This is a genomic window from Micromonospora sp. NPDC050686, assembly GCF_040654475.1.
GTDB lineage: Bacteria > Actinomycetota > Actinomycetes > Mycobacteriales > Micromonosporaceae > Micromonospora.
In genome coordinates, this window is the sequence record NZ_JBFAID010000013.1 from 14,118 (window position 1) to 35,418 (window position 21,301).

The 21,301-nt window shown below is 72.7% G+C and carries 23 protein-coding genes; 16 read left to right on the forward strand and 7 right to left on the reverse strand.

Going from position 1 to position 21,301, the window contains the following annotated elements:
- Positions 1-54 precede the first annotated feature (54 nt).
- The 7 genes from AB0H57_RS12025 to AB0H57_RS12055 all read left to right on the forward strand — a co-directional run bounded on the left by AB0H57_RS12025 (position 55) and on the right by AB0H57_RS12055 (position 4,329).
- On the forward strand, positions 55-408 hold the full coding sequence (locus AB0H57_RS12025) for a hypothetical protein (RefSeq protein WP_357505404.1): 354 nt from the start codon (positions 55-57) through the stop codon (positions 406-408).
- 74 nt (positions 409-482) lie between these two features.
- Positions 483-1,304, forward strand: coding sequence for a DUF1206 domain-containing protein (locus AB0H57_RS12030; RefSeq protein WP_357505407.1), 822 nt, complete (start codon positions 483-485; stop codon positions 1,302-1,304).
- A gap of 76 nt (positions 1,305-1,380) precedes the next feature.
- Complete coding sequence (locus AB0H57_RS12035; protein ID WP_357505409.1) at positions 1,381-2,577, forward strand: mechanosensitive ion channel domain-containing protein; 1,197 nt, start codon at positions 1,381-1,383, stop codon at positions 2,575-2,577.
- Positions 2,578-2,794: 217 nt separating this feature from the next.
- Complete coding sequence (locus AB0H57_RS12040; protein WP_357505411.1) at positions 2,795-3,229, forward strand: phage holin family protein; 435 nt, start codon at positions 2,795-2,797, stop codon at positions 3,227-3,229.
- Complete coding sequence (locus AB0H57_RS12045; RefSeq protein ID WP_357505413.1) at positions 3,226-3,567, forward strand: DUF3618 domain-containing protein; 342 nt, start codon at positions 3,226-3,228, stop codon at positions 3,565-3,567. The genes AB0H57_RS12040 and AB0H57_RS12045 overlap by 4 nt, the downstream gene beginning before the upstream one ends.
- The gene (locus AB0H57_RS12050) at positions 3,564-3,836 is read left to right on the forward strand and encodes a DUF4235 domain-containing protein (RefSeq protein ID WP_357505415.1); all 273 of its coding nucleotides are present in this window, start codon (positions 3,564-3,566) and stop codon (positions 3,834-3,836) included. Before AB0H57_RS12045 ends, AB0H57_RS12050 begins: the two co-directional genes overlap by 4 nt.
- A 289-nt stretch (positions 3,837-4,125) precedes the next feature.
- Complete coding sequence (locus tag AB0H57_RS12055; protein ID WP_091424054.1) at positions 4,126-4,329, forward strand: cold-shock protein; 204 nt, start codon at positions 4,126-4,128, stop codon at positions 4,327-4,329.
- A gap of 124 nt (positions 4,330-4,453) precedes the next feature.
- Here the strand turns inward: AB0H57_RS12055 and AB0H57_RS12060 are convergent, their stop codons facing one another.
- Both AB0H57_RS12060 and AB0H57_RS12065 read right to left on the reverse strand, forming a co-directional pair.
- Positions 4,454-4,648 (reverse strand): hypothetical protein, encoded by a 195-nt coding sequence (locus tag AB0H57_RS12060; protein WP_357505417.1) that lies wholly within the window; start codon positions 4,646-4,648, stop codon positions 4,454-4,456.
- Between the two features lie 76 nt (positions 4,649-4,724).
- A complete protein-coding gene (locus tag AB0H57_RS12065) occupies positions 4,725-5,708 on the reverse strand; it encodes an aldo/keto reductase (RefSeq protein WP_357505418.1) in 984 nt (327 codons plus the stop codon).
- Between the two features lie 145 nt (positions 5,709-5,853).
- On the opposite strand from AB0H57_RS12065, the gene AB0H57_RS12070 reads away from it, so the two are divergent.
- Both AB0H57_RS12070 and AB0H57_RS12075 read left to right on the forward strand, forming a co-directional pair.
- Positions 5,854-6,654 carry a trans-aconitate 2-methyltransferase gene (locus tag AB0H57_RS12070; protein WP_357505420.1) on the forward strand — a complete coding sequence of 267 codons (801 nt, stop codon included), beginning with the start codon at positions 5,854-5,856 and terminating at the stop codon, positions 6,652-6,654.
- On the forward strand, positions 6,651-7,676 hold the full coding sequence (locus AB0H57_RS12075; protein WP_357505423.1) for an adenosine deaminase: 1,026 nt from the start codon (positions 6,651-6,653) through the stop codon (positions 7,674-7,676). The genes AB0H57_RS12070 and AB0H57_RS12075 overlap by 4 nt, the downstream gene beginning before the upstream one ends.
- A gap of 253 nt (positions 7,677-7,929) precedes the next feature.
- Here AB0H57_RS12075 and AB0H57_RS12080 read toward each other — a convergent pair whose 3' ends face one another.
- Together AB0H57_RS12080 and AB0H57_RS12085 are read right to left on the reverse strand one after the other, a co-directional pair.
- Positions 7,930-9,327, reverse strand: a complete 1,398-nt coding sequence (locus AB0H57_RS12080) for a HAMP domain-containing sensor histidine kinase (RefSeq protein WP_357505425.1) — start codon at positions 9,325-9,327, stop codon at positions 7,930-7,932.
- Positions 9,328-9,356: 29 nt separating this feature from the next.
- Positions 9,357-10,046, reverse strand: a complete 690-nt coding sequence (locus AB0H57_RS12085; protein WP_222957637.1) for a response regulator transcription factor — start codon at positions 10,044-10,046, stop codon at positions 9,357-9,359.
- A gap of 73 nt (positions 10,047-10,119) precedes the next feature.
- On the opposite strand from AB0H57_RS12085, the gene AB0H57_RS12090 reads away from it, so the two are divergent.
- Positions 10,120-11,034, forward strand: a complete 915-nt coding sequence (locus AB0H57_RS12090) for an ADP-ribosylglycohydrolase family protein (RefSeq protein WP_357505427.1) — start codon at positions 10,120-10,122, stop codon at positions 11,032-11,034.
- Between the two features lie 40 nt (positions 11,035-11,074).
- On the opposite strand, the gene AB0H57_RS12095 is transcribed toward AB0H57_RS12090, so the two are convergent.
- On the reverse strand, positions 11,075-12,118 hold the full coding sequence (locus AB0H57_RS12095; protein ID WP_357505429.1) for a DUF1775 domain-containing protein: 1,044 nt from the start codon (positions 12,116-12,118) through the stop codon (positions 11,075-11,077).
- Between the two features lie 215 nt (positions 12,119-12,333).
- Between AB0H57_RS12095 and thrS the strand changes: the two genes are divergently transcribed.
- The 5 genes from thrS to AB0H57_RS12120 all read left to right on the forward strand — a co-directional run bounded on the left by thrS (position 12,334) and on the right by AB0H57_RS12120 (position 17,474).
- Positions 12,334-14,346 (forward strand): threonine--tRNA ligase, encoded by a 2,013-nt coding sequence (gene thrS, locus AB0H57_RS12100; RefSeq protein WP_357505431.1) that lies wholly within the window; start codon positions 12,334-12,336, stop codon positions 14,344-14,346.
- A gap of 88 nt (positions 14,347-14,434) precedes the next feature.
- Positions 14,435-15,334, forward strand: a complete 900-nt coding sequence (locus AB0H57_RS12105) for a hypothetical protein (protein ID WP_357505433.1) — start codon at positions 14,435-14,437, stop codon at positions 15,332-15,334.
- Positions 15,327-15,965, forward strand: coding sequence for a hypothetical protein (locus AB0H57_RS12110; RefSeq protein WP_357505435.1), 639 nt, complete (start codon positions 15,327-15,329; stop codon positions 15,963-15,965). Before AB0H57_RS12105 ends, AB0H57_RS12110 begins: the two co-directional genes overlap by 8 nt.
- Positions 15,962-16,693: an endonuclease/exonuclease/phosphatase family protein gene (locus AB0H57_RS12115; protein ID WP_357505437.1), complete on the forward strand. Its 732-nt coding sequence runs from the start codon at positions 15,962-15,964 to the stop codon at positions 16,691-16,693. The genes AB0H57_RS12110 and AB0H57_RS12115 overlap by 4 nt, the downstream gene beginning before the upstream one ends.
- Positions 16,694-17,000: 307 nt before the next feature.
- Positions 17,001-17,474 carry an HIT domain-containing protein gene (locus tag AB0H57_RS12120; RefSeq protein WP_357505584.1) on the forward strand — a complete coding sequence of 158 codons (474 nt, stop codon included), beginning with the start codon at positions 17,001-17,003 and terminating at the stop codon, positions 17,472-17,474.
- A gap of 52 nt (positions 17,475-17,526) precedes the next feature.
- On the opposite strand, the gene AB0H57_RS12125 is transcribed toward AB0H57_RS12120, so the two are convergent.
- On the reverse strand, positions 17,527-17,856 hold the full coding sequence (locus AB0H57_RS12125; RefSeq protein ID WP_357505439.1) for a hypothetical protein: 330 nt from the start codon (positions 17,854-17,856) through the stop codon (positions 17,527-17,529).
- A gap of 67 nt (positions 17,857-17,923) precedes the next feature.
- Between AB0H57_RS12125 and AB0H57_RS12130 the strand changes: the two genes are divergently transcribed.
- A complete protein-coding gene (locus AB0H57_RS12130; protein ID WP_357505441.1) occupies positions 17,924-18,982 on the forward strand; it encodes an aldo/keto reductase in 1,059 nt (352 codons plus the stop codon).
- A 113-nt stretch (positions 18,983-19,095) separates the two neighbouring features.
- Here the strand turns inward: AB0H57_RS12130 and AB0H57_RS12135 are convergent, their stop codons facing one another.
- On the reverse strand, positions 19,096-21,258 hold the full coding sequence (locus AB0H57_RS12135; RefSeq protein WP_357505443.1) for an elongation factor G-like protein EF-G2: 2,163 nt from the start codon (positions 21,256-21,258) through the stop codon (positions 19,096-19,098).
- Positions 21,259-21,301 lie beyond the last annotated feature (43 nt).

Genomic DNA, 21,301 nt, shown 5'->3' on the forward strand with positions numbered 1-21,301 from the left:
AAAGATGATCATCCGACTGGTGACCGACCGGCGGCTGTCTCGTACCCTTGCCCGGTGACGAACCGACCGTTCCACCCCTCGTTTGCCCCCCTCCGGCGGGCCGGCGGCCTGCTGGCCGGCCTGCTGCTCGGCGCGGCCCTGCTCGCCGGATGCAGCTCCCAGGGCGCCTCCACCGACTGCGGACTGGACGCCTGCACAGTCACCTTCGAGCGCGGTGTCGAGGCCAGCGCCACCATCCTCGGCGTCGAGGCGAAACTGGTCGGCGCCCAGGGCGACCAGGTCACCGTCGAGGTGGCCGGCGAGCAGCTCTCGCTGACCGTCGGCCAGCAGGCGGCCTCGGCGGGGGACCTCTCGGTCAGCCTGGAGAGCGTCACCGACGAGCAGGTCAAGATCCGGGTTTCGCGGTAGTACGGGCAGCTGACACCGCGCGGCGGTGGCGGTGGCGACGTTTGGAGATCTTCGCGTTCGGAGATTGAGGCGCCATGTCACTCACCCGTAACGCCGAAGCCACCGCCACCCAGGCGGCGAACAGCCGGTGGCTCGAACTGTTGGCCCGTGCCGGTTTCATCGGCTACGGCATCGTGCACCTCCTCTTCGGCTGGCTGGCTCTGCAGATCGCCTTCGGCAACTCGGGCGAGGAGGGCAACCAGAACGGTGCGCTGCGTACCCTCGGCGAGCAGCCCCTGGGGAAGTTCCTGCTGATCGCGATCGCGGTCGGCCTGATCGCGATGGCGATCTGGCAGGCGCTGGAGGCGATCGTCGGGCACCGCTCGCTGCGTGGCAAGGAGCGGATCTTCGAACGGGTCGCCTCGGTGGCCCGTACCGTGATCTTCCTCTGGCTCGCCTGGACCGCCATCAAGGTCTTCCAGGACGCCAGCTCCAACTCCTCGGACCAGCAGCAGGCGTTCTCCGAGAAGCTGATGTCCTCCGACGGGGGCCGGTGGTTGGTCGGGCTGGCCGGCCTGGTCCTCGCCGCCGTGAGCGTCGGCATGGTCGTCTACGGCCTCAAGAAGAAGTTCCTGCGCAACCTCAAGACCGAGCAGATGAACCCGAAGACGCTGCGGCTGACCCGCCGGCTCGGCATGGCCGGGTACGCCGCCCGGGGCGCCGTCTTCGCCGTCACCGGTGTGCTGATCATCGTGGCCGCGGTGAACTACGACCCGGAGAAGGCCCGCGGGCTGGACGCCGCGCTGCGTACCCTGCGCGACCAGTCCTACGGCCCGGTGCTGCTCACCCTCATGGCGCTCGGCATCGCCGCGTTCGGTGTCTACTGCTTCGTCCAGTCCCGCTACCGCAAGGTCTGATCCTGGTCGATGCGGCATCCGCCGGGCACCATTGGGCCTTTGCCCGAAACCGGGTGCCCGGCCGGAGGAGGACCCTGTGCAGAGCTACCTGACCACGATCGCCGCCGCGCTGGGCGCGGCGGCGATCGCGCTGCTGGTGGTGGAGGTGGTGCACCGCACGATGCGCCGGCTCGGCCGCCGTTCGCTGCTGCTGACCGAGCTCAGCCAGCACGCGCACCGGTCGTTCCAGGTGGCCGCCACCATCCTCGCCGTGCAGTTCGCGGTGCGCTTCACCACCCTGTACGCCGTGGGCACCGCCTGGCGGCAGATCGTGCTGCACACGCTGGTGCTCGCCGTGGTGGCCGCCGCGGCCTGGCTGGTCGCCTCGCTGCTGGTGGTGGTCGAGGACACCGCGCTGGCCCGGTTCCGGGTGGACGTGCCGAACAACCGGCACGCCCGGCGGGTCCGCACCCAGGTGGTGCTGCTGCGCCGGCTGACCATCGCGGTGATCGTGGTGCTCGCCCTCGGCGTGATGCTGATGACCTTCCCCGCGGTACGGGGCATCGGCGCCGGCGTGCTGACCAGCGCCGGTGTCGTCGGTGTGGTGGCGGCGCTGGCCGCGCAGAGCCTGCTCGGCAACGTCTTCGCCGGCCTCCAGCTCGCCTTCAGCGACGCGGTACGCCTCGACGACGTGGTGGTGGTCGAGGGGGAGTGGGGCCGGATCGAGGAGCTGACGCTCAGCTACGTGGTGGTGCAGGTCTGGGACGACCGGCGGCTGATCCTGCCCACCTCGTACTTCACCAGCACCCCGTTCCAGAACTGGACCCGCACCGAGGCGGCGGTGCTCGGCACCGCCGAGTTCGACGTCGACTGGGCGATCCCGGTGCAGGCGATGCGCGAGGAGCTGCGCCGGCTCGTGGAGGGCACCGAGCTGTGGGACGGTCGGGTCTGCGTACTCCAGGTCACCGACGCCACCGGCGGGATGGTGAAGGTGCGCGCGCTGGTCAGCGCGGCCGACGCGGGCAGCCTCTGGGACCTGCGCTGCCTGGTCCGGGAGCACCTGGTCGGCTGGATCCGGGACAACCAGCCGACCGCGATGCCCCGGGTGCGTACCGAGCTGGGCGACGACTCGGGCACGCTGCCCTGGCAGTGGGTGCAGCCGCGCCGCCCGGTCCGCCGGCGGGCGGAGGCGGACCTGCCGGACGACGCGCGGGTCTTCGGCGGCAGCGACGACGGCGATGCCCGCAGCGAGGCCTTCGTCGGCCCCGAGGACCACGCCGACGCGCGGCGCTGAGCCCCCCCGTCCACCGCTGGACGGGGGGCTCGGCGGGTCGGTGCGTGACCTTCGGCGGGCGGGCGCGTTGGCCCGTACGCGGCGGGTGCGGGCGGATCGGTGGCGGGCGAGGCGTTTGGCGACCCCGATCCCGGGGACCTGCTGCGCACGCCCCGCGTCAGGATTGACGGGCGGCGACTCCGGGCATACAGCGCGGTGATGATGAAAGGAGGACAGCATGGCTGACGTCGCGAGTCGCAACGCGTCCCGGACCGGGAACGAGCCGTCCACCGCCGAGCTGGTACAGCGCGCCACCGAACAGGTCTCCCGCCTGGTGCGAGACGAGCTGGCACTGGCCCGGGCGGAACTGACCGAGAAGGGTAAGCACGCCGGGATCGGCATCGGGTTGTTCGGCGGCGGCGGAGTGATGGCCCTCTACGGCGCGGGCGCGCTGGTGGCCACGGTGATCCTGCTGCTGGCGCTGGTGATGCCCGCGTGGCTGGCCGCCCTGATCGTGGCGGTGGTGCTCTTCCTGCTCGCCGGGGTCCTCGCGCTGGTCGGCAAGAAGCAGGTCAGCCGTGCCGTCCCGCCGGTGCCGGAGGCGGCGGTCCGTAGCGTCCGGGCGGACGTGGACACCGTCACCGCCGCGGTGAAGGACGGGAGGCGGGCATGAGGGGCAACGGGACCGGTGACCTGGAGGCGCTCCGTGAGGAGATCCGCCGGACCCGGGTGGAGTTGGGTGAGACGATGGAGCTGTTGGCCGCCAAGGCCGACGTGAAGGCCCGGTTGCGGTCCTCGGCCGAGCAGGCGAAGGACCGGATGCGAGGGCAGGCCGCGCAGACCGTGGCCCGGGTGCGGGGTCAGGCGACGCGGCAGGCGCACTCCGCGCGGGTGCACGCGGACGAGGGGAAGGTCGCCCTGCGGAGCGGCGCGGCGCCGTGGGCCGCGGTGGCGGCGGGTGCCGTGGCCACCATGATCGTGCTGTTGATCGTACGGGGGAGGCGTCGGTGAGCGCGGGGATCGGCAAGGCGGCGTACAAGCCCGTGGGGGTGCTGCTCGGTATCGCGGCCGGCGCCCTCGCCGGGGCCATCTTCCGGAAGGTGTGGACGGTGACGGCCGGCGACGGGGAGGCTCCCAGCGCCACCGACGAGGACCGCCGGTGGGGCGAGATCCTCGCCGCGGCGGCCCTGCAGGGCGCCATCTTCGCGGTGGTCCGGGCGGCCGTGGACCGCGGTGGCGCGGTCGGGGTACGCCGACTGACCGGCCACTGGCCGGACTGAGAAACGACGGGAGAGGCCCCCTGCACCCATCGACGGGCAGGGGGCCTTTCGCACGGCCTGAGCCGCCCGCCCAGCCGCTTTCGGCATCCGTCAGGTCACATGTCGGAGAATTTCGTCGGCTAGGCCGTGCAGAGTTTTTGCGTACGTGGTTTGCTGTTCCACGCTGTTGAGAGATGGCGTGGGTTGAGAGAAGTCTCCCTCACCGGGGGCCGCCTCCGGCGCCGCTGCTCGAAAACGGCCAATCGGCCGCGCCGGCGTGCTAGGCCGCCAGTTTTAGAAGGAGATTCACATGGCGCAGGGAACCGTGAAGTGGTTCAACGCAGACAAGGGCTTCGGCTTCATCACCGTCGACGGCGGGGGTGCTGACGTGTTCGTCCACTTCTCGGCAATCCAGTCCAGCGGCTACCGCACGCTGGAGGAGAACCAGCGGGTGGAGTTCGAGATCGCCCAGGGTCAGAAGGGTCCGCAGGCCGAGCAGGTCCGCCCCATCTGAGCAAGCAGATCCGGCCCGCCGTCGCCGCACGACGGTGTGGCTCCGGGCTGATGTGAAGCCCCGTGTCCTTGCCGGACGCGGGGCTTTCCGCGTTCCCGGAGGTGACCCGCCGCGCGTGGCCCGGTCAGGTGCGGCGGCGCGACCGCAGGCCGAGCCAGAGCGCGACCAGTCCGACCAGGACGAGCACCGGCCCGACGACCGCCCACACCCGCTGGCCGGTCATCACGCTGCCCTCGACGAAGCCGAGGCCCTGGACGGTCCACACCGCCCCGACGACCACGGCGAGCAGGCCGAGAGTGAGCGGCAGCCAGCCCTTCATCGTTCCCCCCTCCACGTCCGGGCCGGTCCAGCATGCGCCGCGCCGGCCCGCCGGGCGTGGACGCCACGCGGCGCGATCACCACCGGTGGTGCACCTGCGGCCTGATCAGCTCGTCGTAGGTGTCGCGGACGGCGGTCCGCTCGGCGTCGGTGAGCGGCGCCAGCCCGGCCGCGGCGGCGTTGCGCCGGGCCTGCTCGGCGTCGCGGGCCCCGGGGATGACCACGGTGACGCCCGGCTGGTCGAGCACCCAGCGCAGCGCGAACTGGGCCATCGTGCGGCCGTCACCGACCAGCGGCGCGAGCCGGCGCACGGCGGCCAGCCCGAGGTCGTAGTCGACGCCGGAGAACGTCTCCCCGACGTCGAACGACTCCCCGTGCCGGTTGAAATTGCGGTGGTCGTCGGCGGGGAAGGTGGTGTGCTCGTCGTAGCGGCCGGAGAGCAGGCCGCTGGCCAGCGGCACCCGGGCGATGATGCCGACCCCGGCCGCCGCGGCGGCGGGCAGCACCCGGTCGAGGGGCTTGAGCCGGACCGCGTTGAGGATGATCTGGACGCTGGCCACGCCGGGTCGGGCGATCGCGGTCAGCGCCTGCTCGCAGGTCTCCACGCTCACCCCGTAGCCGGCGATGCGCTGCTCGGCGACGAGGGTGTCGAGGGCGTCGAAGACCCGGTCGTCGGCGAAGACCGGGGTGGGCGGGCAGTGCAGCTGGACCAGATCCAGGGTGTCCACCCCGAGGTTGGCCCGGGACCGGTCGGTCCAGGCCCGGAAGTTGTCCAGGGCGTACGCCTCGGGCGCCTGCTCGACCCGGCGGCCCATCTTGGTGGCGACGGTCAGCCCGTGCCCGGGGCGCCCGCGCAGGAACCGGCCGATCAGCTGCTCGCTGCGGCCGTCGCCGTACACGTCGGCGGTGTCCAGGAAGGTGACCCCGGCGTCCACGGCGGCGGCGAGAACGCTCATCGCGGCCTCCTCGCTGACCTGGCCCCAGTCGGCGCCGAGCTGCCAGGCACCGAGGCCGACGACGCCCACCTGCCGGCCGAGCCGGTCGAAGCTGCGCTGTTCCATGCCGCCGAGCCTAGTCAGGACCGAACGCACCGAGCGCAGCGAGGGCCGTGAGGGCATGACAAGACAGGCAAGAATGATCCGCTTGCCCGGACGCGCGCCGGGCCGTACGGTCTTAGCAAGACGTACGTACGGTTTGGAGGCTGTCATGTGGGATCCGAGCACCTACCTCCGCTACGGCGACGAGCGCTCCCGCCCCTTCCACGACCTGCTCGCCCGGGTGGCGGCCGAGCGCCCCCGGGCGGTGGCCGACCTCGGCTGCGGCCCCGGCACGCTGACCGCCACCCTCGCCGACCGCTGGCCGGGCAGCCGGATCACCGGCCTGGACTCCTCCGCCGAGATGATCGAACGGGCCGGCGCCCTGACCCGGGCCGAGCAGATCTCCTTCACCGTCGGCGACGTCCGCGCCTGGCGCCCGGAGCCGGACCTGGACGTGGTGGTCTGCAACGCCGTCCTCCAGTGGGTGCCCGGCCACCAGGAACTGCTCACCCGCTGGGCGGCCGAGCTGCCCACCGGCGCCTGGCTCGCCTGCCAGGTGCCCGGCAACTTCGACGCGCCGTCGCACCGCACGCTGCGCGAGGTGGCGGGCCGGCCGCGCTGGGCGGCCACCCTCGCCCCGCTGCTGCGCGCGGCCCCGGTGGACGAACCGGTCGGCTACGCGGCGCTGCTGACCGGCGCCGGCTGCACGGTGGACGCCTGGGAGACCACCTACCTGCACTTGCTGCCGGCCGCCGCCGGCGCGGACCACCCGGTGCTGACCTGGATGGAGGGGACCGCGCTGCGCCCGGTGCGGGCCGCGCTGGACGCCGCCGGCTGGTCGGCTTTCCGCGCCGAGCTGGGGGCCGCCCTCGCCGAGGCGTACCCGGTGCGGCAAGGTCGGGTGTACTTTCCGTTCCGCCGCGTCTTCGTGGTGGCCCGTACCGGCGCCCACGCAGAGGAGAACCCGTGACCGACCTGCCCACCTTCATCGCCGGACTGCCCAAGGTGGAGCTGCACGTGCACCACGTCGGCTCCGCCTCGCCCCGCATCGTCGCCGAGCTGGCCGCCCGGCACGAGGGGCGCAGCCCCGTCCCGGCCGACCCGGACAAGCTCGCCGACTACTTCGCGTTCCGCGACTTCGCACACTTCATCGAGGTGTACCTCAGCGTGGTCGACCTGATCCGCGACCCCGAGGACGTCTGGCTCCTCACTCACGAAGTGGCCCGCGAGCTGGCCCGCCAGCAGGTCCGGTACGCCGAGCTGACCGTCACCCCGTACTCGCACGTGCACCGCGGCATCCCCGCGCCCGCCTTCTGCGAGGCGATCGAGGACGCCCGCAAGCGGGCCGAGGCCGACTTCGGCATCGCGCTGCGCTGGTGCTTCGACATCCCCGGTGAAGCCGGCCTGCCGGCCGCCGAGGAGACGCTGCGGATCGCGCTGCAGGAACGCCCCGACGGGCTGATCAGCTTCGGTCTCGGCGGCCCGGAGATCGGGGTGCCCCGGCCGCAGTTCAAGCCGTACTTCGACCAGGCCCGCGCGGCCGGCCTGCGCTCCGTGCCGCACGCCGGGGAGACCACCGGCCCGCAGACCGTCTGGGACGCGCTGCGCGACCTGGGCGCCGAGCGGATCGGCCACGGCATCTCCGCGGCCCGGGACCCGGAGCTGCTGGCGTACCTCGCGCAGCGGGGGATCGCGCTGGAGGTCTGCCCCACGTCCAACGTGCGCACCCGGGCGGTGCCCACGCTCGCCGAGCACCCGCTGCGGCAACTGGTCGACGCCGGGGTGCTGGTGAGCATCAACTCCGACGACCCGCCGATGTTCGGCACCACCCTCAACGACGAGTACGCGGTCGCCGCCGAGCTGCTCGGGGTCGGGCCGGAAGGGCTGGCCGGGCTGGCCCGGGACGCGGTGACCGCGTCGTTCCTGGAGCCGGCGGAGCAGGCGCGGATCAGCGGGGAGATCGACGCGTACCTGGTGGCGACCGGGCGTTGAGCCGGCGCGGGGTGGGAGTGGCGCGCGGCGGGAGCCAGGTGTGGGGGGACCGACTCCCGCCGCGCGCGCTCCACCGGCCGTTGGGTGGAACGGGGCGTGTGGCCGGCGGAACTGATGGGTTCGGATCTGATCCTGTCAGCTCGCGGCCGGTTCGCCGCCGGGGTTAACCCGGATCTAAGGAAGACTTGCGTTCGGCCACAGCCATCGAGCTTCCTTGTTCGTTCCCGACTACTGCGGGGCTCGCAGAACCGGCTCAGGCGTCCTCGGCGCGCTGCCGGGGCCAGCGCCGGCCGGTCTTCTGCTCCCGCGCCTCCCGGGCCATCCGCCCCACCAGCCCGAACCGGCTCACCTGCCGCGGGGTGGCGTCCGGGTCGGCGAGCAGCATCACCACGCTGGCGCCGCCGAGCCGGGCCCGGTCGATGCTCACCGAACCGTTGGCCTGCAACGCGACCCGCTTCGCGATGTCCAGGCCCAGGCCCGTCGAGCCCCGGTCGCTGGTGCCCCGGCGCAGCGCCCGGTCCGGGTCGGGGATGCCCGGGCCGGCGTCGTCGACCCGGATCGCCACCCACCCGTCCCGGCGGGACACCGCCACCTCGAACGCGGTGCCCTGCGGGGTGTAGCGGAACACGTTGCCGATCACCGCGTCCAGCGCGGCGGCCAGCTCGGCACGCGGCACCGGGGCGGGGATCCGCAGCTGGGCGCCGGTCACCCGGTGCGCCCGCTGCTGGTCGCCGGCGAGCGCCGACCAGAACACCATCCGCTCCCGGACCACCTCGCTGACGTCGCAGCTGCCGGTCGCGGCCTCGTGGGTCACCGCCTTGCGGGTGGTCTTGATCAGCTGGTCGACCTCGCCCTCCAGCGTGGCGATGGCCTGCCGGATCCGGCGGATACCGCGCCGGCGGTCCAACTCCGCCTCGGTGAACGTGCCGATGCTGGTGTCGTCGGACTCCAGCGCCTCGGCGTCGAGGCGCAACGCGGTCAGCGGCGTACGCAGCCGGTGGGAGAGGTCGGCGACCAGTTCCCGCTCGTCGGCGCGGGCCGCCACCATCCCGTCGGCCATCCGGTTGAAGGCGTGACCCGCCTCGGCCAGCTCCCGGGGGCCGCTCGGCGTCACCCGTACGCCCAGGTCGCCGTCGCCCAGCGCGCGCGCCGCCCGGACCAGCTCCCCGGTGGCGTCGACGGCGCGGGCCGCGACCCGGTCGACCACCACCACCGACGCGCCGACCAAAGCGACCGCCACCGCCGCCAGCAGCAGCCAGGTCCCCCCGGCGCCGGAGTCGAGCTGGTCCTTCGGCACGAAGACCTCGATCACGGCGACCCGGTCGCCGAGCACCACCGGGTCGAGCCGGATCACCCCGCCCGGCACGTCGGCGACCACGGACCGCCGATCCTCGCGGGCCCGGTCCAGCTCCGCCTCGCCGGCCCGCCCGGCCGGCGCGTCGGTCAGGCCGTGCACGACCGCGCGGGTCTGCGGGGAGTCGCCGCTGGCCTGCACCGCCCGGCGTACGGCGGCCGGCTCGCTGCTGACCGCGAGCGCGCCGGTGACCAGGGCGGCCCGGCGGCCGGCGTCGGCGAGCAGTTCGTCGCGGGCCTCGTTACGCAGGCTGATCCCGAGCGGGACGAGGAAGGCCAGGGCGACCAGGCTGCACATGCCGGCAGTCAGCCCGGCCAGCGCCGTCCTCAGTCGGGGGCCACCAGCCGGAAACCCACCCCCCGCACGGTGCGCAGGTAGCGGGGCTTCGCCGCGGACTCGCCCATTTTGCGCCGGAGCCAGTACAGGTGAACGTCGATGGTCTGATCCTCGCCGACCGACGGCTGCCGCCATACCTCCTCCAAGAGTTCCCGGCGGGACACTACCCGTCCGGGCCGCGCGGCGAGATACGCCAGCAGGTCGAATTCCTTGCGGGTGAGCGCCAACGGCTCCCCGTCGAGCACCGCGCTGCGCTCGCCGACGTCCACCCGCAGCCCACCCACGGTGTGCACGGCCGGTTGCACCGTACGGCTGGCCCGGCCCACCCGGCGCAGCACCGTGGTGATCCGGGCGTCCAGGTGCGCCCCGGTGAACGGCTTGACCATGTAGTCGTCCGCGCCGGCCCGCAGCAGCCGGACCACGGACTGCTCGTCGTCGCGGGCGGTGGCGATGATGATCGGCACGTCGGTGATGCCGCGCAGCATCCGCAGCGCGTCCGACCCGTCCAGGTCGGGCAGGCCCAGGTCGAGAACCACCAGGTCGGGTGTCTCCGCGGCGACCCGGCGCAGCGCGTCCAGCGCGGTGCCCACGGCGTGCACGGCGTGCCCCCGGTCGGTGAGGGAGCGGAGCATCGCGCCGCGGACGACGTGGTCGTCTTCGACCAGGAGCACGGTGGCCACGTCAAGACCGTACTTCGGATGGCAAGTCGAGCGCGTTGCGGCGCTTCCGGCGACCCGGCAAGCTGGGACGGCGATGACGTTCACCCTGTTTCCCGACACCCGCGCGGCGCTGGCCCGGGACGCGCTGGCCGGGCTCTCGGTCGGCGACGCCCTCGGGGCGACCTTCTTCGTCCCCGGGCAGGCGGCGGCCCCGTGGCGCGAGCCGCCGCCCGGCCCGTGGCCGTGGAGCGACGACACCGAGATGGCCTGCTCGGTGCTGCGGGTGCTCGCCGAGACCGGCGCGGTGGACCGGGACGACCTGGCCGTGTCGTTCGCCCGGCGCTACGACCCGGCCCGACGCTACGGCGCCGGGGCGGTGCGGATCCTGGAGCTGATCCGCGCCGGCACCCCGTGGCCGGTGGCCGCCGCGTCCGCCTTCGACGGGCAGGGCTCGTGCGGAAACGGGGCGGCGATGCGGGTCGGGCCGCTGGGGGCGTGGTTCGCCGACTCCACCCGCCGCGCCGCCGACCAGGCCCGCGCCTCCGCCGAGGTGACCCACGCCCACCCGGAGGGGATCGCCGGGGCGGTGGCGGTCGCCGTGGCCGCCTCGCTGGCCGCCCGGGCCCGGCTGACGGGGGACCGCCCGGCGCCGGCCCGGCTGCTCGCCGCGGTGGCCGCCGCCCTCGACCCCACCGGCGACGTCCACCAGGGGGTACGCCGCGCGGCAGCGTTGCTCGGCGGCCCGCTGCCCCGGGCCGTCGACGCGCTGGGCAACGGTGCGCGGGTGACCGCGCAGGACACCGTCCCGTTCACCCTCTGGGTCGCGGCCACCCACCTTGAGGACTACCCCGCAGCGGTACGGGCCTGCGTCGAGGCCGGCGGGGACGTCGACACCACGGCGGCGATCGCCGGTGCCGTGGTGGCCGCGTACGCGGGCGTCGGCACCCCCGGCGGCGTGCCGGCGCAGTGGCTGGCCGCCCGGGAACCGCTGCCCGACTGGCTCGGCTGACTGCACCCGGCACCCCGGCGGGGCGGAAGCCGCCATGACCCTAGGACCCGGGCCGTCCAGCCGTTCCGGACACCAGGGCCACCGGTTGCCGCCGGGCGGAACCCGGAGCCGCACCGGCCGCAGGTTCGGTGCCGGCGGATTCGGTGGTCGCCGGCTCGCCGCCCGCAGCCGTGCCGCCCGCAGGTTCGGTGTCCGCGGCGGTCGCGGGCTCGCCGCCCGCGGGCTCGCCGCCCGCGGGCTCGCCGCCCGTGGGCTCGCCGCCCGCCCGCTCGCCGTCCGCCCGCTCGCCGTGCCTGGGCTCGCCGTCCGGTGCCGGTCGCCGCCGCCAGCGGCTGGCCGCCCAGCCGAGCGCCGCGCCACCACCCAGCCCGGCCAGCAGCCCGCCGCCGAGCAGCAGGTCGGCGCTCGGCCCGTCGCCGCCGGCCGGCCGTCCCCCGTCCGGCTCACCGGCGACCACCGGGCCGTGCCCCGCGGCACCCGGCCCGGTCGCGCCCGCGTCGTGCCCGCTCGTGCCCGGACCGGTCGCGCCGGCGTCGTGCCCGGCCGTGCTGCGCCGGGCCGCCGCCAGGGCGAGCGCCGGCGCCGGCCGCGGCCCGCCGGCCGGGTCGGCCCAGCGGACCACCGTGCCGTCGGCGTACGTCTGGATCACCTCGAAGGCGAGCCGGTCGGTCTCGGGCAGCGGCCCGAGGGAGAGTCCGAGCCGAGCCGGGCCGGCCGGCGCGCCGGTGCCCCGGGTCCAGATCACCGAGGCGGTGGCGGTGTCCACCTGCCCGCCGTGGATGCCGGGCACCGGCTGCTCCAGCTCGCGGTAGGTCAGCCGGGGACCCCAGCCCGGGACCGACATCGGGAAGACCTCGGCGATCGGCGCCGCCGCCGGCAGCCGCACCTCGATCCGCTCGGTGCGGCTGCCGGCCCGCTCCTCGGGCACCACGAAGGTGAGCTCGACCGCGCCACCCCGCTCCGCCCGGTCCGGGCTCACCGTCACGTCGGCCAGCGCCGCACCGGGCCCGGCCAGCGCCCCCAGCACGGCGGCGGCCAGGGCGGCGAGCGCCCGTACCCGCCCGCGACCACGGGTTCTCGTCATCCGCGTTCCCTCCCTCGCCGGCCGGCACCGGCTCCGGCCACACCTGATGGTTCGCACGGCGGGCCGAAAAGGTTCAATCCGCCGGGGCACGACCCCGGACGGGCGAGGTGGGACCCGACAAGACCGACGCCCGGGTGGAACCGGGCGACCGATAGCATCGTCACCAGCCGTCACCGGCGGTGCCCGTATGTCCGCGTCTTCTCGAGGAGTCCAGCGTGTCCGCACCCCGTACCCCCGTCGTGGCCGACCCCGTCGTCGTAGCCGCCGGGACGACGGCGGCCGACGCGGTGGCCGCGACCGGCCTGCCGATGACCGGCCCGAAGGCCGTGGTGGTGGTCCGTGACCCGGCGGGCCAGCTGCGCGACCTGGACTGGACGCCGGCCGAGGAGACCAGCGTCGAGCCGGTTGCCCTGGACACCCCGGATGGGCTGAACGTGCTGCGCCACTCCACCGCGCACGTGCTCGCCCAGGCGGTGCAGGACGTCTTCCCGGAGGCGAAGCTCGGCATCGGCCCGCCGATCGAGAACGGCTTCTACTACGACTTCGCGGTCGACAAGCCGTTCCAGCCGGACGACCTGGCCCGGCTGGAGAAGCGGATGCAGGAGATCGTCAAGTCCGGCCAGCGGTTCCGCCGGCGCCGCTTCGACAGCCTGGAGCAGGCGCGGGCCGAGCTGGCCGCCGAGCCGTTCAAGCTGGAGTTGATCGAGGTCAAGGGCGAGGGGCTGGACTCCTCCGAGGTGATGGAGGTCGGCGGCGGTGAGCTGACCATCTACGACAACCTCGCCGCCGGTGAGGACAAGGTCTGCTGGTCGGACCTGTGCCGCGGCCCGCACCTGCCGAACACCCGGCTGATCGGCGCGTTCAAGCTGATGCGCTCGGCCGCCGCGTACTGGCGGGGGTCGGAGCGCAACCCGCAGTTGCAGCGGGTCTACGGCACCGCGTGGCCGACCCGGGACGAGCTCAAGGCGTACCTGAGGCTGTTGGAGGAGGCCGCCCGGCGCGACCACCGCAAGCTCGGCGCGGACCTGGACCTGTTCAGCTTCCCCGACGAGATCGGCTCCGGCCTGGCGGTCTTCCACCCCAAGGGTGGCGTGATCAAGCGGGTGATGGAGGACTACGTCCGGGCCCGCCACATCGAGGAGGGCTTCCAGTACGTCGGTACCCCGCACATCTCGAAGGAAGGGCTCTTCCACACCTCGGGCCACCTGCCGTACTACGCCGACGGCATGTACCCGCCCATGGAGCTCGAGGGCGCGGACTACTACCTCAAGGCGATGAACTGCCCGATGCACAACCTGATCTACCGGTCGCGCGGGCGGTCCTACCGTGAGCTGCCGATGCGGCTGTTCGAGTTCGGGTCGGTCTACCGGTACGAGAAGTCCGGCGTGGTGCACGGGTTGACCCGGGTGCGCGGTCTGACCCAGGACGACTCGCACTCCTACTGCACCCGGGAGCAGGCGCCGGCCGAGATCAAGCACCTGCTCGGGTTCGTGCTCAGCCTGCTGAAGGACTTCGGCATCGACGACTTCTACCTGGAGCTGTCGACCCGGGACGAGTCGAAGCCGGAAAAGTTCGTCGGCTCCGACGCCGACTGGGCGACGGCCACCGAGGTGCTCGAGCAGTGCGCCCGGGAGACCGGGCTCGACCTGGTGCCCGACCCGGGCGGCGCGGCCTTCTACGGCCCGAAGATCTCCGTGCAGGCCAAGGACGCCATCGGCCGGACCTGGCAGCTGTCGACCATCCAGTACGACTTCAACCAGCCGAAGGGCTTCGGGCTGGAGTACCAGGCGGCGGACGGCACCCGGCAGCAGCCCGTCATGATCCACTGTGCGAAGTTCGGGTCGATCGAGCGGTTCATCGGCGTACTCACCGAGCACTACGCCGGCGCGTTCCCGGCCTGGCTGGCCCCGGTGCAGGTGGTCGGCATCCCGATCCGGGACGACCACGCCGACTACCTCCAGGAGTTCGTCTCCACGCTGCGCAAGCAGGGGATCCGGGCCGAGGTCGACTTCGGCGACGACCGGATGCAGAAGAAGATCCGCAACGCCCAGCAGCAGAAGATCCCGTTCATGGTGATCGCCGGCGACGACGACGTGGCCGCCGGCACCGTCTCGTTCCGCTACCGGGACGGGTCGCAGCGCAACGGCGTGCCGCTGGCCGAGGCGGTCGCCCACGTCCTCGACGTGGTCAACTCCCGCACCAACACCGGCCCGTCCGCGGCGGGCTGAGCTGCGACGGTGACGAGTGTCGGACAGATAGCCGCTGCCAGGCATCGAGGTCTTCCACTCGTTAGTGGCCGACCGTATCCTTCGCGGTGTGCGGCTTCCTGAGAGCAGGTATCTCCGTAGGGCATTGTTCGGTCTGGCTGCCCTCTGCCTGCTCCTCCTAGCGCTGATTGAGTACCTGCTGCTGCCTGCGACCGGCAACAAGGTGGACAATCTCAAGGCCGTCGGGGCCAACGTGGTGGCGAATCTGTTGACCTCGTTGATCGCCTTTCTGGTCGCCGCCGGTGTCCTGTTGTGGCTCTTTCCCCCGGTGCCGGACGCTCGTGAAGTAAAGGTCGTCAGCGGGCGGGACCGCGCGGCGGCCCTTGAGGAGGGCCGGCGGTCGACCACCTTCTGGTGGTTCACGGGAGGCTTGGGTCGATTCAACCGAGCCGTCGTCATACCTGAACTCGCGGCCGCGTCAAGGCAATCGAACTCTGCTCGGTCAATTGTCCTGCTCACTCTGGACCCGGACTGCGAGGCCGTTTGCTCGACCTATGCGGAACTGCGCAGCGCCAGACGCTCGGGCCGGGGGCAGACCTGGACCGAGTCGTCCGTCCGAAACGAGATCCTGGCTACGATACTGGTCGCTTTCCAGTGGCGCGACCGGGAACCATTGCTTGAGGTGGAGGTGGGCCTCAAGCAGACATGTGCGCTCACGCGGCTCGAGATCAACGAGTCCTTTGCGATCCGCACGTCGGAGGATCCAACCGAATCGGCGCTCGTCTTTCCCAAGGAAGCGCCCTTCTACGCTCTCATGAAGGAGGACTTCCGGCTGGAGCGCAAGCAGGTCCGCAGTGTCCGAGCGGCACCACTCCCCGCCGATATTCGTCCGGATTCGCTCCGGGACTGGTTCACCCGGCTGGGCGTCAACTGCACGGGCTCGATGTCGGATGCAGGCATGCAGGAAGTGATAGACGTCGCGGCGAGCAGCAGGAGTCCTTATGGATGAGGTGGCCGGCTTCGCGAGTTACATGCTTTCCGGTCAGCGGGCCCGCACCTTTGCGGAGATGCTGACGGCGCTGCGAGAAGTCGGAGTGGATCAATTGGTCGCATCCGACCGGATGCATCGGCACGTCCTGGGCTTCGTCCAGCTCAGACTCGCTACCGCGGCGGGCAGGGAACTTCGGATACATCACTGGCCGGCCAGCGTCTCGTTCTCCGAGGAGCCGCACACGCACCTCTGGGACCTCACGAGCTACGTCCTCGGCGGTGAGATCAGGAGCACCGAGTACGAGGTCCGCCCCGCCCCGGTGGCGGAGCCGACCCAGCTGTTCACGGTGAAGCCAGCGCAAGTTGGAACCGTTCGAGAGCCCACCGGTGAGCACGTCAGCGTTTCGGTTGTCAACAGGAAGTCCCAGGGCGCGGGGAGCGTCTACTTCGTTGGCCACGGCGTGTACCACACGTCGGAGCCCTGTTCGTCGAGCGCGCTCACACTCGTAACGACCTCGTCCCCCCGCGTCGACTACCCGCTCGTCGTGACGACGCCGCAATCGAGCCGATCGGGACACGCGCCCATGACGCCGACGACAAGCCAGGAACAAGAAGACTTTCGGAGAGCGCTGTGGCTGGCCATCGGATGACGCTGCGGGTTGCGACGTGGAACATCCGGGAGGCATCGTCAGCCGCTTCCGACGAGTCGTTTGATGCCTGGAAATTTGTCCAGGACCTGGATCTCGACATTCTCGCACTGCAAGAGGTTCCATTCGACGAAGACGGCAACTCCGCAGTTCTCTCCTCGATGTCCACGCGGACCGGACTTCGTTTCGCAAGTGTCGTGCCGTTGCATCCGGCGGGCTTCGGTGGGGCCGCGTCCGGCTTGGCGACGCTCGCCCGTTATCCGCAGTCCGAGCCAACCAGTCGCTTCCTCGACCCGGAGGGTGAAGCGATAGTCGTCGCCGGCCGCAGGGAAGGCGTCCATAAGAAGGCCATCCAACGGGTGAAATGCCAAACCCGGTTCGGTACGGTCGTGCTGGTGAACCTTCACCTTTTTCCCTTCCGGCGGATGAGGGCCGAAGCGTCGAGTGAACGGTTTGATTCCCTGTGGCTGACCGTGCAGGCCGAGCTCGAAGCCTCCAAAGACGTGCCGACCGTCGTGTTCGGAGACTTCAACACCCCCATCCGTGAACTCGCGATGTCTCCAGGTGCCGGCTATGTGAGAGTTGTCGGCGACCAGGTCACCCACGAGGGCTTCGCCTCGGACGACATCCTGATATCGCGGCATTTTCGGGTCCGGCGCGTCGAACTGTTGGATAATCCTTCGGATCATCTGCTGTGCTTTGCCGAATTGGAATTGGGCGAGCGGCGATAACGTCGGTCTCGCACGTGCTCGTCGCTGTGCGCACCGCTGGCATTCCCGTCGCTCCCGCATCTGCGGTACGCGGGGCGTACCCGTGTGCCGTGCGCCGAGGCGTACCCGTGCGCGCCGGGGACGAGGACAGCAGGGGCGGCTCCGGCACGGGAACAGATAGTCTTGTCGCCCGAAGGCGGCCTCGACGGTGGATGCCGAGCCGTTGACGTTCGAGGACCGTGCTGCCTTGCTGGAGTTGATGACAATCGTGACGGTGCGCGACGACGGTCTGCCGGACGGCCTGGAACGGCTCTGGACGCCACATCGGATGACGTACGTCTCCCGTGAGGACCGGCCGGTGACCGGTTACGAGAAACCCACCGGGTGCCCGTTCTGCCTGGCGCCGGATCTGCCGCCCGACGAGAGCCTCGTGGTGGCCCGGGGTGAGCGTGTCTTCGCGCTGCTCAACCTGTACCCGTACAACCCGGGGCACCTGCTGGTCTGCCCGTACCGGCACGTGGCCGACTACACCGAGCTGGACGTGCCGGAGACCGCCGAGCTGGCGGCGTTCACCCAGGACGCGATGCGGGTGGTGCGCCGGGTCAGCAACGCGCACGGCTTCAACCTGGGGATGAACCAGGGCGGGGTGGCCGGTGCGGGCATCGCCGCCCACCTGCACCAGCACGTGGTGCCGCGCTGGGGTGGCGACGCCAACTTCATGCCGGTCATCGCCCGTACCAAGGTCCTTCCGCAGTTGCTCGCCGACACCCGCGACCTGCTCGCCAGGGCCTGGCCGGCCTGACCGGACGCGCGGCATCGGCCCCGGCCGCCGGGGAATCCCCGGTCCGTCGGGGTCAGCCGGTCGCGCGCAGCGCGGCGACCAGTTCCGGCCAGCTCGCCACCCGGCGTACGGCAGGGAGGTGGCCCGCGTGCGCGGCGACCTCCGCCGGGCGCGGGCGGAACAGGTACCGGTGACCGACGGTGTCCAGGTAGCCGAGCACCTCGAGCCGGTCGTCGACGAAGTGGGTGAGCCCGAGCCGGGCGGCGATGGGCCCCTTCTCCGGCCGGGTCCGGCAGAAGTGCAGCCGGTCCGGCCCGATCCCGGTCCGGGCGTGGAAGGTGTCCTCGTCGGAGTCGGCCGGCTCGATGATCACGCCTCCGACGTCCACCCCCATGCGCCGCATGTGGTCATGATTGCACCATCGGTGACGATCCGGCCCGCCCGCCCCGTCGAGGTGGCACGATGCCCCGGTGGCAGTGACGACGCGGACGTTGGGCCGCAGCGGCATCGAGGTCAGCGCCCTGGGCATGGGTTGCTGGGCGATCGGTGGCCCCTGGTCCGAGGGGGGCCGGGCGTTGGGCTGGGGTCGGGTGGACGACGAGGAGTCCGTCCGGGCGGTACGCCGGGCGCTGGACCTCGGCGTGACGTTCTTCGACACCGCCGACACGTACGGCGCGGGGCACGGCGAGCGGGTCCTCGGCCGGGCGCTGGCCGGCCGGCGCGACGAGGCGGTGGTCGCCACCAAGTGGGGTTACACGTTCGACGAGTCCGCCCGGCAGGCCACCGGGGAGAACGCGAGCCCGGCGTACCTGCGGCGGGCGGTGACCGGCTCGCTCCGCCGCCTCGGCACCGACCGGATCGACCTCTACCAGCTGCACCTGGGCGATCTGCCGGTACCGCGGGTCGAGGCGCTGCTCGGCACCTGCGAGGAGCTGGTCGCCGAGGGCCTGGTGCGGGGGTACGGCTGGAGCACCGACCGGGCCGACCGGGTCGCCGCCTTCGCCCAGCGGGGCAGGCACGCCACCGCCGTGCAGCACAGCCTGTCGGTGCTGCGCGACGCGCCCGAGCTGCTCGCCGTCTGCGACAAGTACGACCTGGCCAGCGTGAACCGGGGACCGCTCGGCATGGGGCTGCTTACCGGCAAGTACGGGGCGGGCTCCACGCTGCCCCGCGACGACGTACGGGGCAGCGCGCCGACCTGGCTGGAGTGGTTCCGCGGCGGCCGGCCCGCCCCGGAGTGGCTGCGCCGGGTCGCCGCGGTCCGCGACGCGCTGACCGGGGACGGCCGTACTCCCGCGCAGGGGGCGTTGGGGTGGATCTGGGCCCGCAGCGGCCGGACGGTGCCGATCCCCGGCTGCCGCACCGTGGCCCAGGTCGAGGAGAACGCCGCGGCGCTGGGCCTCGGTCCGCTCGCGCCGGACCAGTTCGCGGAGGTGGAGCGCCGCCTCGCCGCGGTCCGCTCCGCCGCCCTGCGCGACGCCGACCGCCCGCACTGGCCGATGCCCCCCATCCCCTCCGCCCGCCCCTGATCCCCGCCACACCCCCGGGCCCGGCCCGCCCGGTTGATCATGGAGTGCGGCCGGGAAAATGCCGCTCCAACCGGCCAACTCCATGATCAACGAGGCGATCACCAGGGGCGGGGTCAGGGGGCGGCGGTGTGTTCCTTGCGGATCTGGTCGGCGAGGTGGGTGGGCATCGGGTCGTAGCGGGCGAACTCCCGGCGGAAGGTGCCCCCGCCGGCGGTCATCGAGCGCAGCTCGACCGCGTACCGGAGCAGCTCGGTGGCGGGCACCTCGGCGCGGACCAGGCTGCGCCCCTCGCCGTCCGGGTCGGGCTCGGTGCCGAGCACCCGGCCGCGCCGGCCGGACAGGTCGCCCAGCACCGCGCCGACGGCCGAGTCGGGCACCCGGATGACCACCTCGTCGACCGGCTCCAGCAGCGCCGGCTGGCCCTTCTCGGCCGCGTCGCGCAGGGCGAGCGCCCCGGCGGTCTGGAAGGCGGCGTCGGAGGAGTCGACGCTGTGCGCCTTGCCGTCGACGAGGGTCACCCGCAGGTCCACCACCGGATGTCCGGCGACCAGGCCGCGGTCCATCTGGGCCCGGACGCCCTTCTCCACCGACGGGATGTAGTTGTGCGGCACCGCCCCGCCGACCACCTTGTCCACGAACTCGAAGCCGGCGCCCCGGGGCAGCGGCTCCACCTCGATGTCGCAGACGGCGTACTGGCCGTGGCCGCCGGACTGCTTCACGTGCCGGCCGTGCCCCTTGGCCCCGGCGGTGAACGTCTCGCGCAGCGACACCCGCACCGGCTCGGTGTCCAGCTCCACCCCGCCGCTGCGCAGCCGGTCCAGCACCACGTCGGCGTGCGCCTCGCCCATGCACCAGAGCACGAGCTGGTGAGTCTCCGGGTTGCGCTCCAGCCGCATGGTCGGGTCCCCGGCGACCAGCCGGGCCAGGTTGCGCGCGAGGGCGTCCTCGTCGGCCCGGCTCTTGGCCACGATCGCCACCGGCAGCAGCGGCTCGGGCATCTCCCACGGGGCGATCAGCAGCGGTTCGTCCCGGGCCGAGATGGTGTCGCCGGTCTCCGCGCTGCCCGACTTGGTGATCGCGCAGAGGTCACCGGCCACGCAGGCGGGCACCTCGCGCAGGGTCGCGCCCAGCGGGCTGTAGAGGTGGCCGACCCGCTCGTCGGCGTCGTGGTCGGGGTGGCCGCGCTCGGCCATGCCGTGCCCGGACACGTGGATCACCTGGTCGGGCCGGAGCGTGCCGGAGAAGACCCGGACCAGGGAGACCCGGCCGACGTGCCGGTCGACGGTGGTCTTGACCACCTCGGCGACCAGCGGGCCGTCCGGGTCGCAGGTCAGTGGGGGCCGGGGCGAGCCGTCCACGCCGGTGACCGGGGGCAGGTCGTGCTCCAGCGGCGACGGGAAACCGGCGGTCAGCACCTCCAGCAGCGCGTCGAGGCCGACCGCGGTCTCCGCGCAGACCGGCACCACCGGGTAGAAGTGGCCGCGGGCGACCGCCTTCTCCAGGTCCTCGATGAGGATCTCCGTGCCGATCTCCTCGCCGCCGAGATAGCGGTCCATCAGGGTCTCGTCCTCGCTCTCGGCGATGATCCCCTCGATCAGCTCGTTCCGGGACTCGGCGATGGCCGGCAGATGCTCCGGGTCCGGCTCGCGCACGTCGGCGGGCAGCCCGGCGGTGTAGTCGAAGACCCGCTGGGTGATCAGCCCGAGCAGGCCGGCCACCGACACCCCGTCGTCGCCGAGCATCGGCAGGTAGAGCGGGAGCACGTTGTCGCCGAAGACCCGCTGGCACAGGGCCACGGCCTCGTCGAAGTCGGCGCGCGGGTGGTCCAGCCGGGCCACCGCCACCGCGCGGGGCATGTCCACCGCCGCGCACTCCTCCCACAGCGCCGCGGTGGCCGCGTCCATCCCGTCCACGGCGGAGACCACGAACAGCGCCGCGTCGGCGGCCCGCAGCCCGGCCCGCAGCTCACCGACGAAGTCGGCGTACCCGGGGGTGTCCAGGAGGTTGACCTTGACACCGTCGTGCACCAGCGGGGCGCAGGCCAGGCTCACCGAGCGCTGCTGACGGACCGCCGCCGGATCGTGGTCGCAGACCGTGGTGCCGTCGACGACACCGCCGGCCCGGCCGATCGTGCCGGTCGCGGCGAGCAGCGCCTCGACCAGCGTGGTCTTGCCCGCGCCGGAGTGCCCGACGAGCACCACGTTGCGAACCCTGTCGGGCCCGGTCACCACCGGCGCGCCGCCGGTGACACCCTTCTCCTGATTCCTATGCGCCATCGGGCGCACCTCCCTCAGCCGGTGGTTGGTGGCGACCGCCGCG